Source organism: Sporosarcina beigongshangi (assembly GCF_033485195.1).
Classification (GTDB): Bacteria; Bacillota; Bacilli; order Bacillales_A; family Planococcaceae; genus Sporosarcina; species Sporosarcina beigongshangi.
Genome location: NZ_JAWLIR010000043.1, coordinates 15,400 through 27,973, shown reverse-complemented (window position 1 = coordinate 27,973; position 12,574 = coordinate 15,400). Strand labels below are relative to the sequence as shown.

General features: G+C 37.1%; 14 protein-coding genes. 10 read left to right on the top strand and 4 right to left on the bottom strand.

Annotated features, from left to right (window positions below):
- Both R2B77_RS15635 and R2B77_RS15630 read right to left on the bottom strand, forming a co-directional pair.
- A partial coding sequence (locus tag R2B77_RS15635) for a hypothetical protein (RefSeq protein WP_322555746.1) occupies positions 1 to 222 on the bottom strand: 222 nt, incomplete at its 3' end.
- Positions 223 to 312: 90 nt separating this feature from the next.
- Positions 313 to 789 carry a PAS domain-containing protein gene (locus R2B77_RS15630; protein ID WP_203249117.1) on the bottom strand — a complete coding sequence of 159 codons (477 nt, stop codon included), beginning with the start codon at positions 787 to 789 and terminating at the stop codon, positions 313 to 315.
- Between the two features lie 347 nt (positions 790 to 1,136).
- On the opposite strand from R2B77_RS15630, the gene R2B77_RS15625 reads away from it, so the two are divergent.
- The 7 genes from R2B77_RS15625 (at position 1,137) to R2B77_RS15595 (ending at position 8,401) form a co-directional block, all read left to right on the top strand.
- On the top strand, positions 1,137 to 1,805 hold the full coding sequence (locus R2B77_RS15625; RefSeq protein WP_203249116.1) for an HAD hydrolase-like protein: 669 nt from the start codon (positions 1,137 to 1,139) through the stop codon (positions 1,803 to 1,805).
- The gene (locus R2B77_RS15620; RefSeq protein ID WP_203249115.1) at positions 1,802 to 2,299 is read left to right on the top strand and encodes a GNAT family N-acetyltransferase; all 498 of its coding nucleotides are present in this window, start codon (positions 1,802 to 1,804) and stop codon (positions 2,297 to 2,299) included. The genes R2B77_RS15625 and R2B77_RS15620 overlap by 4 nt, the downstream gene beginning before the upstream one ends.
- Before the next feature lie 236 nt (positions 2,300 to 2,535).
- Positions 2,536 to 6,027, top strand: a complete 3,492-nt coding sequence (locus R2B77_RS15615) for a DUF4184 family protein (protein ID WP_203249114.1) — start codon at positions 2,536 to 2,538, stop codon at positions 6,025 to 6,027.
- Between the two features lie 182 nt (positions 6,028 to 6,209).
- Positions 6,210 to 6,755: a GNAT family N-acetyltransferase gene (locus R2B77_RS15610; RefSeq protein ID WP_203249113.1), complete on the top strand. Its 546-nt coding sequence runs from the start codon at positions 6,210 to 6,212 to the stop codon at positions 6,753 to 6,755.
- Between the two features lie 27 nt (positions 6,756 to 6,782).
- Positions 6,783 to 7,223 (top strand): GNAT family N-acetyltransferase, encoded by a 441-nt coding sequence (locus R2B77_RS15605; RefSeq protein ID WP_203249112.1) that lies wholly within the window; start codon positions 6,783 to 6,785, stop codon positions 7,221 to 7,223.
- Positions 7,224 to 7,323: 100 nt separating this feature from the next.
- Positions 7,324 to 8,025 carry a DUF3221 domain-containing protein gene (locus tag R2B77_RS15600; RefSeq protein WP_203249111.1) on the top strand — a complete coding sequence of 234 codons (702 nt, stop codon included), beginning with the start codon at positions 7,324 to 7,326 and terminating at the stop codon, positions 8,023 to 8,025.
- Between the two features lie 202 nt (positions 8,026 to 8,227).
- Positions 8,228 to 8,401, top strand: a complete 174-nt coding sequence (locus R2B77_RS15595; RefSeq protein ID WP_203249110.1) for a PspC domain-containing protein — start codon at positions 8,228 to 8,230, stop codon at positions 8,399 to 8,401.
- A gap of 190 nt (positions 8,402 to 8,591) precedes the next feature.
- Here R2B77_RS15595 and R2B77_RS15590 read toward each other — a convergent pair whose 3' ends face one another.
- Together R2B77_RS15590 and R2B77_RS15585 are read right to left on the bottom strand one after the other, a co-directional pair.
- Entirely contained in the window at positions 8,592 to 9,476 is an 885-nt protein-coding gene (locus R2B77_RS15590) for a DUF3307 domain-containing protein (RefSeq protein WP_203249109.1), read from the bottom strand.
- Between the two features lie 17 nt (positions 9,477 to 9,493).
- Positions 9,494 to 10,279, bottom strand: coding sequence for a hypothetical protein (locus R2B77_RS15585; RefSeq protein ID WP_203249108.1), 786 nt, complete (start codon positions 10,277 to 10,279; stop codon positions 9,494 to 9,496).
- A 385-nt stretch (positions 10,280 to 10,664) separates the two neighbouring features.
- Between R2B77_RS15585 and R2B77_RS15580 the strand changes: the two genes are divergently transcribed.
- The 3 genes from R2B77_RS15580 to R2B77_RS15570 all read left to right on the top strand — a co-directional run bounded on the left by R2B77_RS15580 (position 10,665) and on the right by R2B77_RS15570 (position 12,566).
- On the top strand, positions 10,665 to 10,895 hold the full coding sequence (locus R2B77_RS15580) for a histidine phosphatase family protein (protein ID WP_203249107.1): 231 nt from the start codon (positions 10,665 to 10,667) through the stop codon (positions 10,893 to 10,895).
- A 98-nt stretch (positions 10,896 to 10,993) separates the two neighbouring features.
- Positions 10,994 to 11,416, top strand: a complete 423-nt coding sequence (locus R2B77_RS15575) for a hypothetical protein (protein ID WP_232843533.1) — start codon at positions 10,994 to 10,996, stop codon at positions 11,414 to 11,416.
- Positions 11,417 to 11,780: 364 nt separating this feature from the next.
- Positions 11,781 to 12,566, top strand: coding sequence for an LAGLIDADG family homing endonuclease (locus tag R2B77_RS15570; protein ID WP_203249105.1), 786 nt, complete (start codon positions 11,781 to 11,783; stop codon positions 12,564 to 12,566).
- Positions 12,567 to 12,574 lie beyond the last annotated feature (8 nt).

The window sequence follows — 12,574 nt, the reverse complement described above, 5'->3', positions numbered from 1 at the left end:
GAGAGATATCGTATTGTAAGCGAAATTGTACATGATAAAATAGGAAATGAAACTAAAGAGGCTGTCTAATAAATCCTTAAAATAAAACAGGTGGAGAAAAACGAGTCGTTTTTCTCCACCTGTTATTGTATTTTGGCGTTTGAGTCCTGAAAGCAGCTGACGGATGCCTGCTACTTTCAAGAGATTGTGAACCAATGCTACAATCCCGAATTCCGTATGCACCTTTTCAAGATCCCACAGTAAAAATCTCCGGAAGGACCGAATGCTCTTGATGTGACCGAAAACGTTCCCAATCAATGAAAAGGGTATTTTTTATTCAGGCCTTACAGCTATAAACTCATCAATAGTTTCAGGGGTGTGCTTACCTTCTTTTCCTTGGAAAAGGTCCATATTAATGGTCACATCCATACAGCCAAGATATTTTCCGTTTTCATCACGTACTGCCATGAATTTTTGATAAATTTGACCGGATTCACCAGTTCGTTTTGGGAACCAAAATTCCCATTCGTCGCGTGTTCCTGAATGAAAATCATTCAACAGTTTCTCAACGTGATGAGACACTTTGGGATGAAGTTCAAGTACATGGCGACCAATTGCTTCTTTTCGGCGACCATGAAGGCGGTTTGGATTATTTGAATACCAGCGGAAAATATCGTCAGCATCACAAAAACCCATTTCAAATGGTAACAGGTTGATAATTGAATCCAAGGTGCTGGCTTTAATTGCACCAGTTTCAAAATTAATGACAGCCTCAGGACTAATTAATTCAGACAATTTATTATCTAACATTTTAAAAACCTCCATTATATTATTTCCTTTTATAAGAGGGATAAAATAGTTCAAATAATAGTGAGAAAAAATCGACCACTTCTAGGAAATGATATCTAACTTCATTTATAATGTTAGCAGTAATAACTATTGGACATTGTGATTTATCTCACACAATAATAATTATTTTGGTTATTTATTAAGTGAATAGGCTGCTACACAAATAATAGGAAAATTACAATGATTCGCTATTATTTATTTTCGTTTTGAATAAGGTATAATTAAACAAATTAAACTAAAAGTAACTATAAGACAAAGATCAGTATTTACTAATTTTCATAACTACATTATTAGGAGTTGTTGAGATTATGTCATATACAATGATTTTCGATATGGACGGCACACTATTTCAAACAAATAAGATATTGGAAATATCATTGGAGGAAACCTTTCATTACTTAAAGTCTAGAGGTTTATGGGACAAGCAAGCTCCCGTCGAAGAGTACCGCGAAATTATGGGCGTTCCGTTGCAAGTGGTTTGGGAAACTTTAATGCCTGATCATTCAAATGACATACGAGCAAAAGTAAACGTCATTTTTCTTGAGAAACTGATTGAAAACATCCATGCAGGTAAGGGGGCACTATACCCAAATGTTGAGGAAGTCCTGGACTATCTAACAAAACAAAATTATTTACTATTTATCGCCAGCAATGGGTTACCTGAATACTTAGCAGCCATCGTCGACTATTACAAGTTAGATCGATGGATCAAGGAGACATTTAGTATCCAACAAATTGAATCACAAAACAAATCCGATTTGGTTCGTACAATCATTGAGCAATACGATATTGAAAAAGGAGCTGTTATTGGAGATCGATTGTCTGATATTCAAGCAGCGAAAGACAATAACTTGCTAGCAATCGGCTGTAATTTTGATTTTGCACAAGAAGATGAACTAGCACAAGCCGATGAAGTTATTGACGATTTCACGCAATTAAAGAATCTTGTAGCTGTCAGAAGGAGCTCGACTATATGAAAATCAGACGTTTAAAACCACTAGATGCTGAAGTTTATCTGGCCATTCGATTGAAGGCTTTACAAATCAATCCCGAGGCATTTGGCTCAAGCTATGAAGAAGAGAAAGATCAGCCAACTGAAAAATACATACTTAGGTTCCAATCCAATGATTCTATAACAATAGGCGCTTTTATAGATGACCAGCTTGTTGGCGTGGTTACGTTGTTTAGGGAAAGCTTAGTTAAACTGCAACATCGAACAAATATTATCGCCATGTATGTTTCTCCAGAACAGCGCGGATCAGGAATTGGCAAGTCTTTGATGGTAGAGGCCATTCAGATGGCAAACGACTGGGTAGGCGTAGAACAAGTTTATTTAACAGTCGTCACAACAAATGAACCCGCAAAAAAACTATATGTTTCACTGGGCTTTGAGGTCTTTGGCACAGAGAAAAGAGCATTGAAAGTCGGCGACACTTATTTTGACGAAGAACATATGGTGTTGTTTTTATAAAACTTTAATACTATAAATAACTAAATAGTCTATCACTTTTTAAGAAGTGGTAGCTGTTTGGTTCCGTCGAACATGTAAATAAGTATTTAACTGTCGCTTGGGTACAAAATTTATTGATGAGTTGTGGGATGATGGAAGTTATTCAGATGACTGATTCATCAAAGACGGTGCAGTGGAATTTTTTTGACTAGTGAGAATGAACGCGGTTTGTTGTATAAAAATAGGAGTGTTAAAAGATGCCACTAACTTTTGCTCATCCAGCAGCGATACTGCCATTCACAAGAAAAAGCAGATATGTTCATTTTTCTGCATTGGTATTGGGAAGTATGGCTCCTGATTTCGAATACTTTTTGACAGGTCGACCAATGGGGGATATTGGACATACCTTCGCTGGATTTTTTTGGTTTAACTTACCACTGGTGATGCTTGTTTATTTTATTTATCAGCTATTTGTGCATGAAACTCTGTTCAACCACTTACCGATTTGTTTACAAGACCTTTACGCAAAAAGAATAGATTCCAATGGAATATTAATAAAAAATGGAGAGGAGATTACAATGAACATCAATCAATTAATTGCGAATAATATTAACCAATTGGACGCTACACTTCCCGTTAATCAATCGTTAGGAATTGCTGGTCTATCTGGGTCTGGTAAAACAACTTTTTGCCAAACAATTGGTGAGGAATCCAAGAAGCGCCTCGTTTCTTTATTGCCAAAGGCAGAGTATCAGTACCTATTCCCCGAGATTATGGAAACGAATTTCAGCGCTATCAAAATGGAGGAAATGCCTTTAGTGCTTTTTCTCGGAAAGTCATCCATTTCCTCTAACCCACGTTCAACAATTGGTACTCATACAGGTGTTTTTAAAGAAATTCGTGAGAAGCTTGCTGAAAAATTTAATCTTTCTCCAGAAACCTTTTCCTTCAATAATGAATTAGGCTGGTGCACAGCTTGTAAAGGCCGTGGAACTACTAAAAATATTGAATGTAAAAAGTGTGAGGGGAAGCGCTATAATCCAGAAGTTGAGCAGTATCAGCTAGAATTAACGGGTCAGCTGCATAGCATTTCTGCTATTAATAACTTAAGCATTGAAACCATTCTTTCCCTTCGAGAAGAATTACATATTAGCGAAGCGAAACAACATATCCTTCAAAATATAATCGACATGAATATTGGTTACTTAACATTAAACCGTATTATGGGGACATTGTCAGGTGGGGAACTGACACGACTTTATTTGGCAGAATTTATGGCAACAAGTGAAAATACCGTTATTATTATTGATGAAATTTCCGTAGGTCTTGATCATCAAACATTATTGAAGATTTTAGAGCAAATTAAACAACTGGGCTATAAAAATCAAATTTGGCTCATTGACCATTCAGACACAGTGCTCGACACGACGGATGAGCAATTGTTCTTTGGACCTGGCAGTGGTAAATATGGTGGGAAAATTGTTGAAGAATCTCCTCGTCCAGAACCAATCGATTCAAAACGAAATGAGGAGGCGCCAGCAGAATACTACCAATTTCATGATTTGCACTGTCGTAATATTCAAATGGATGACATTCGAATTCCTAAAAATAGACTGATCACCTTTACAGGAGAGTCTGGCTGCGGTAAATCTACACTTGTCAATGAGTGTATCGCCAAAGATTTTCTGAATCGCTATCCAAAAGATAAACTGGTCATGGTCGGGCAAAATCGAAACCAATCGATTACGAGTCGTTCAACAGTAGCAACGTTTCTTGATATAAAAAGGAAGCTTGCCAAATATAGTGAAGACATTGATGATATTTTCGAGCGTTCCATTGAAGATATTATTGACGAGTTACCCAATGAGGACATCGCACATAAACGCTTGAGCTTATTGATCAAATTGGGACTTGGTTATTTGACATTGGAAAGAAAAACACAGTCCTTATCGACTGGTGAATTTCAATGTGTCCATTTAGTTTCTGAGCTGTTTGCCAACTCGCGAAACCCACATACGCTCTTTATTTTTGATGAGCCTTCAAAAGGATTATCGCAAAATATTTTAAACCAATTCATTGATAGTGTCAGGGTAATTTTAGAGGATGAATCTGTCTCCATAATCATGATTGAGCATAATGCTTATATGTTAGAGAACTCGGACTTTATTATTGATTTTGGAAAAAGACTGCTTGCACCTGTCAAGCATCTTGACGTTGTTAGTCATGAAGAGTATTACCGTCGTCAAGACAATGCCGATGGTGTCGCGCCATCGCAAATTTCTTCTACTCTTCATCAACAAATTGGAATTCACTATTTAAAAGAAAATCAGATTGCCTATTTTAAAAATGCAGAAAACGTTTATAAGGGCGGCATCTTAAAAAGCTTATCGTCAATGGCTCGTTTGATTTATGGTGAATACGAATCTGAAACGATTGCACCCGTTATTGCGATTGACCTGGAGCGGCATTTGTATAGTCAATATAGTTTTCTTTATGAAATGGGTGGCTTGATCAACCATATTGTGGCTGCTCATCCGACCAATAAAGACACAAGAAGCTTCGATTTTTATCGCCAAGATAATCATTGTCAAAGCTGTTCGGGTCGTCGGGTGATTGAACAATTTGATTTTGATGTTGTGATTCAGGACAAAACCGTACCATTCTGGGATGGCCTCTTGCATTCTGATGTCATGGAAGTTTTAAAGTATTATCAATATCAGCGATTGGAATTCATTTTTGGTGAAATTAAGAATGAGCTAGGTCAAGATATAAGTAAAAGCTATAATGAGATGACAGAAGCAGAGAAGCATACTTTTTTATATGGGTATTGGGAAAAATCGTTTTATGATAAAGAAAGTAAGGCGCAAAGAACATGGCAAGGCTTTAATAACATACTTGGAATGTATATGTCCATTTCTAAATCGACTATTAAAGAGCAGATGAAAGCATCGAAAGAGATGATAACATGTCCCATTTGCCAAGGAACCGTGCTAAGCCATCATAAAAAGCTCAAATTTGGTGACACGGATATTCGTGACATTATTCTTCAGCCGCTTGATCAAGTTTTGAAAACAGTAGGGCAGTTACCGGAACTGGTAAAAATGAAAGCCATTGTTGGTGGCGACATGACTTTGACGGAAGATGTCTCCCTGTTGCCTAGGGAAACACAAGTCGCATTGAAAATGTTTGAATTGGAAATGGCAAGTTTTGTTGGTTATGAAACGGTATTACAAAATGCCTTGCCATTCTGGGATAGAATTGAAGGCAATATCGAAACCATCAGTATTAACAACCAGGTTACCATCTGCGATTTTGACAATATTACTGAGACGAGAGAAACCATTATAGATCAGTATTTCACAAATGGAAAATACAAAAAGCTAACATATGTTTATGAAGCATTTGGCTATAAAAAAATTGTTACCCACATTAATAAGATTAGAAAAAGTTATCCATGTCCATTCTGTAAAGGAAAAAAAGTCATTACAGAAGATAATCTTCATGATGGAGTATATAAATTAACGATTCCATGTGTGAGCTGTAATGAAAGCGGCTTTAATGATGAAGGACTTAAGGAAATCGTCGAAGGCATAGACGTGCAAACATGGCTAACGGGTACAGTAAGTGATGTTGTTACTGAAAGCTTAGATTTTGCACCTGTTGCAAATCTTCTAATTTTCAAGCGTATTCGTGAATTGAATAAACAAGAAATGATGGCGATTTACCAATACCTTGAGCAAAATAAGTAAATTTACGGAAGTTACTCTATTCCCGATTATTCACATCATCATTTCTAGTTCTTTTGTTCAACATGCGTATCAAGTAGAAACTCTATTTCTGAAGCAACATGGAAATAGAGTTTTTTCAATTCATTACTTCGTTCACTCCTTATGTTATAATTTTCTAAAATGTTTTAAAAGGGGAAGTTTATATGTTTACGTATCAGATTAATGAAAAGACAGTATTGAAGATGCTAGCTCCGCAAGACACAGAGTCCTTATTCAACTTAACAGATCAATCAAGGGAAAGGTTAAGAGAGTGGCTGCCATTCATTGATTATACGAAGACCTCTGCGGACACAGCGTCATTTATAACATCAACGATGAAACAATTTGGGGATAACAATGGATTTCAGGCAGGTATTTGGTATGAAGGGAAACTTGCCGGTGTCATTGGGTTTCATAAAATTGATTGGAACAATAAATCGACAAGTATTGGCTATTGGTTAGGTGAGGGGTTTGAAGGTTTGGGGTTAATGACTCAATCGGTTAAAGCCTTTGTTAACCATGCGATTGTTGACCTGGGCTTAAACCGTGTGGAGATCCGCGCGGCTGTAGAGAATAAAAAGAGTAGAGCAATCCCAGAGAGATTAGGTTTCACAGAGGAAGGCTGTATTCGTCAGGCTGAATGGTTGTATGATCATTATGTGGATCATGTTGTTTACGGAATGTTGACAGAGGATTGGAAAAGCGCATAGAGCTACTATATTGAGGGGGACTTTCGCATGACTATTGTACAAGCGACAATAAATGACTTAGATGTACTAACCGAACTTTTCGACTTGTATCGGCAATTTTATCAGCAACCATCTAATGTAGATGCCGCAAGGATATTCCTAAATGACAGATTGAGCAATGAAGAATCTGTTGTTTTTATAGCTTTTGATGGCAACAAGGCAATTGGATTTGTACAACTTTATCCATCATTTTCATCTGTCAGTATGCAGCGTACATGGGTGTTAAATGATTTGTATGTAAAAGAACAAGGGCGTGGCAAAGGATTCGGTGAGAAGTTAATGCGGGCGGCGCTTGATTTTGCAAAGCAAACGGATGCAAAAGGAGTGCTGCTTGAGACAGGGATAGAAAATATAGGGGCACAGAGACTGTATGAGAAAATTGGGTTTGTCAAAGAAACGAATTACTTTTATTTTTTTAGTATTAAATGAACAATAGTCACTTTTCTTTAATTCTGAATCAAAGCATGAAAAATGTAACGTAACCTTTATACATAATACCCGTCCAATCAACTAAAGGGGGATGCCATCTATGAAAAAGTACCTTATTTTGCTGTTGGTAGTCTGTTTGACCTTGGTTGGTTGTACTGCAAAGGATAATGTAAGTAAAGGTAAATTTGATCGAAAAGGGTTCATTACCGAAGTTGATGTGACTGGAAACCGTGTGTTGGTTGATGATCTAGACAATGGTCTTATTTGGCTGACTTTACCTAGTTTTGATGACATCACAAAGTATGATGTGAATCAAGAGGTTGTCGTATGGATAGGTGATGGCGTTAAAGAATCGTATCCAGCTCAAGCAACCGCACGAAATATTGAAATTCTACAATCAAAGAAGTTAGCATCTGATTCCTTCGACTATAGCAACCACGCATTTCCACCTCATTTAGCTGGAGTTATTGAAATAAATGGTACTTCTTATAAGATGGAGAAAGGCGGATTTAGGTGGACTAAAGGAAACCAAACAATAACGACAGACGCCGCCTCTCCAACGCAAATTGCAGAAAAGCTTGAACCTATTACCATAAAGGCAAATAGCGAAGCAATAGTTGTGATTGAGCAAAATCCTAGCCTTAGCGTTTATATATGGGATACTGAACAACGGACTACCGCGTCTGTAAAAGGTGGCCAAATCACATTGCCAGCGACCAGCGGCAATGTGATCTACGAAGTAGTGGCGAATTGGGCGAATGGAGAAGTTTCGTTTACATTTGTTGTAGACATTACCGAATGAATCCTCCAAATTTTTCAAAAGAAATCTTCTCAAGAAACATAAAGTAGTGGGGTTGATAGCTAGTCTTTCATTAAAAATGGGCAACAATATAAATTGTTGGTATGTTAGGATTCTAATATGGACTTTTTCTAGTGAAGACTATGCAGTTGCTTCATAGTGTAATAGAATAATAGCTAGTACATAGCAGAGATGAGGTGTCCTAATGAACAAATTAACGAAATCATCATCCGATAAGATTTTATTCGGGGTTTGTGGAGGTATGGCAGATTTTTTCAATTTACCATCGTTGATTGTTAGATTACTATTTGTTTTTGTACCTGGATCCATTGCTGTTTACTTAATATTTGCGTTATTGTTGCCTAAGCAATCACTTTAATAAGAATACAAAAAAGAGTAGTGCTAGAACTACTCTTTTTTGTATTCTTGTATTATTTGTTTTTTAATTATGTGGGCACTTGGTGAACTTTTATTTTCGAATTTAAAATACAATACCTTTGTGCAAGAGTAAGAACAATCCGTACGCCCATTCATAGTTACAGACCAATTTACACACCTCTTCTAGCCAATTACATGATGATTTCTTTTGCCAATAAACCAAGCACTAATCCTAGCAATATGGAAGCTAATGTACCCAATAAGAAGTATTCAGCCCAATTACGATCATCTAACTGTTTGAAACGTGCAATCGACTTTGCCGCAATAATGAATGCAATCGACGGATACGCACCTACAATCGTTAATGAAATCACTAGTAATCTTTCTACGTAGCCAATTAACCTTCCGCGTGATGGTAGGGGACTAGAATAGGTAAAGTAATGATATTGCTCAGTAAAATTACTTTCAATCTTAGACGGATGACTAGATTTTGCTTCTGTTAATTGATTATTAAGCATGAATTCTCCTTCGAAATTTGCAAATTCAGATGGCAGTGAGCCTACTAATAAGTTAATAATATGACCACTCACATTTGTAGCTAAAATAAACAGAATGACGATGAAAAGCAACGTGTTGACCACACCTAAACTGCTGAATCCATTCTCCTCACCAAACAATTGAAGTAAGCTGGTCACCATCTTCGGCACTGTCATGTGAAAGAAAAGAATGCAAGTGATGAGCAACATCAGAATATGTAATAGTTGATCTATTAAGAAAAACCACAACTTTTTTAGACTGCTCCTGTCTGTTGTTTTGATGGTGTCCAGGAGCTTTAATTTCAGTATATCAATTACTAGATGAGACACGACCATAAAGGCTAGGGGGAGTAAGAGATAGCTGAATATATCCGTAAAGTGATGAGAATACCCCCAGATGATTACGAGCGCTAGTCCAGTTGTAAGTAGATGGTGGAGAATATGCTTCTTTAAATTCTTCATCTTGTTTTTCACCATGGCATATGTTTGTAGCCAAAAGTCAGCTACTAAATGTGCAAGAAGTAGCAATAATACAATCACGGTTTCTCCCTCCACTTCTAATTAATTGAAAAATATTCATGAAGATGATTGCTCACAGTCCGCTTGATATTCTGTTGTAGTTGGTCGTTGATTACTTGTTGGATATACTTTCTTTCAGGTTGCAACGAATTCAGTACTTTTACAATATCATTAAATGCACTTGTAATCGATTCGCATTTTCCTTTTTTTAAATGGCTTGAAATAGTGGATGCAGACCGATCAAGATAATGACTTATTTTATTTTGTTGGTTGAGGACGAGAAACAAAGAACAGACAAGTGACTGAATAGCTGTTTGCTCTTTTATTTGATCATGTTGTAATTTTAAAATCATATTTAATAAGGTCTCAAATTGGCTTCTAAAGAGGTTATAGCCTTCAAAGGAGTTTTCATTTAAAAAATCAGCTATACCAAAATTGAATTGGTCCCTATTTTGCTCTTGGTGTTTTAGCATATCGTTGGCATATCTTGCTTGCTTCATGAAAGGATGAATCCAAGTCTCGATATTAAGCGCTTTGACGTCTTCATGAATGTCGCCAAACGAGAGGCCGAAATAGGGTTTATGATCATTGTATTTCCATATTTGACTAATGTAAAAGGCAAGTGTGTAAGCCGTTGCATAGCCACTACTGACGACCACAATCTCATCACCAGAACGATGAATGACCTGAGTCGTTGTGATATCTTTCGTCCAGACAGCTATCCTTTCTTCTAACTGATGAAGATACTTACTTAATTCACCGCCAATTTTTCCTTTGGAAGAATTGCTTACATCCATAATAAAAACAGAAACTGGGTAAGTCATATAATTCTCCTCTCAACTGATTTGTAGTAAATGACTGGTTAAATCACCCTGTCAATTCGACTATTTAAACGAATATAACATTAATTCGTCTATTTAGTCAAACTAGTGAGCGATTCTACTATATAGGCGAAATTAAACGGTGCTCATTGATCGAAAGATGACATAGGAACGTTAAGCTTTAAAGACAGTTATAAGATTGACTGTTCGAATCCTTCAAAAAGCAGGCCGGGATACGCATGGACTACCGGTTGAATTAGGCATTGAAAAGCAATTAAGCAAAGTGCAAAAGATGGGCAATGGCTATACAATCATTTTGTGGATATAGTTACGTATAGCTTGTTGAATAAATGACTGTTGTTTGTGTCAGGAAGGGAGCAAATGAGATTTGACAACAATAGGGCTAGTCAGACACGGGATTACAGAGTGGAATGAACTAGGCAAGGCGCAGGGAGTATCTGATATCCCTTTAAATAAAATAGGGAAGCAGCAGGCATTCGCATTGGCCAATAGACTTTCTTTAGAACAAGAATGGGATGTAATCATTACGAGTGACCTATCACGCGCCATTGAAACTGCGCAAATCGTTTCGACTACACTGCACTTGCCTATTAAATGAGTAATTCATTTCGCTTACTTTCTTGTACATCGGACGAATACTGTGTAGTATCCTTTATAAGGGATTTTGTAAAGGAAGGATGAGCTTAGTTGAAATTTATGAAGGTGTTGTTTGGAATCGTTGTTGTTATTGCTGTGCTAGGCTTTTCTGCTTACTATTTCGGACCTAAAATCATCGCTGATCAAGTGATGGAGCAAGTCGCCGTTGAGTTAAATGATAGTGGCCAACTTGAGAGTATTAAGCAAGAAATCAATAATGATCCGCAGCTGAAGGCATTTATTGAAGAAGGAAAAAATGTAGATAGCAGTACGCTACCGTTCCAAACGAAAGAACAGGCCGTAAGGGTATTGGTTAAAAAGTTCAATGTAAGTGAGTTGCAGGAGCTTCAATCGAAAGCTCAAAGTGGTTTAACAGCGGCCGAGAAGCAGCAGTTACTCTATGACATTGAAGGTAAGCTAACGGATGAGGAAATGTTGGCCTTGAAGGTGCTGGCTTACAAGGAGTTATCTCAGACTGAATAAACAGTAGGGCAGACCCAATTAGCTGGGTTTGTCCTACTGCTTTTTTTGTTTAAATACCGCATTTGAACATTTGTTCGTAAAAGTGGATTTGGATTTATGGAGTGACAATCCCTATTTGATTGCTAAAAGGGAGAAATAAAGACTTTTTGCTCGATAAATCGATAAAAAGAGGGGATATCCCATAATTAGAACAAATGTTCACACTGCTGTATTTGGTCATATTTTTAAAATTTTCTTTTGTTATTGAAGTCTACTATAAATTTAGGTTGATAAAATCACATCGGAGGTATATATTTAAAATACCAGAACTATAGTTCGTATTTTTGAAGTATCTTATTCCATCAATAAGAGGGGAGTAAAGACTATGCCAAGAAATCCAGGTGTAACAGATGAAACCATTATTCAGATGTACAAAAGCGGTATGCCTTATAAGGAAATGGAGCCCATCACCGGCATATCTGATCGAGCAATTCGTAATGTGCTACATAAGCACAAGATCCAGATGAATAGAGAGCAATACTCGGGTCAGCCAAGGAAAAATAAGGTGAATGAAGACTTTTTTAAAGTATGGACACATGAAATGGCCTGGGTACTCGGGTTATTCGTGACAGATGGACACGTCAACAAAAAGTATCATACCATTTACTTTTCCCAAAAAGACGAGCGCATCCTTAAATTGATTGCAAAGTATATGGAAGCAGACTATGTACTAGCGCCTACAGGTCCGACAAGGTCGACACCGCTTTTAATCGTTAATTCTAAGGAGATAAAAAAGGATCTTGCAGTATTGGGGATTGTCGCACAAAAATCATTAACCGTTCCGTTTCCAAATGTACCAGAAGTGTTTATGGCATCGTTTGTAAGGGGGGGAATTGATGGTGATGGTTGGGTACAAAAGACAGGTTATGTTATGAATGTTACATCAGGTAGTCAGAATTTCGCAGAAGGCCTATTGTCAGTATTTCAATCATGGCAATTGCATTCGGAAATTACAACTACGGTTAGTTCAGCAGGTAATCATATTTACCGCGTTTGGATAAAAGGAAAATATGAACTTCCTAAACTTGCGAAGATTATATATAATGATGTTGCAACTGATAGTTTTATTTTTGATAAAAGACAACGCATGTCACAACGCATGGTTGATTAAAAAGGAGC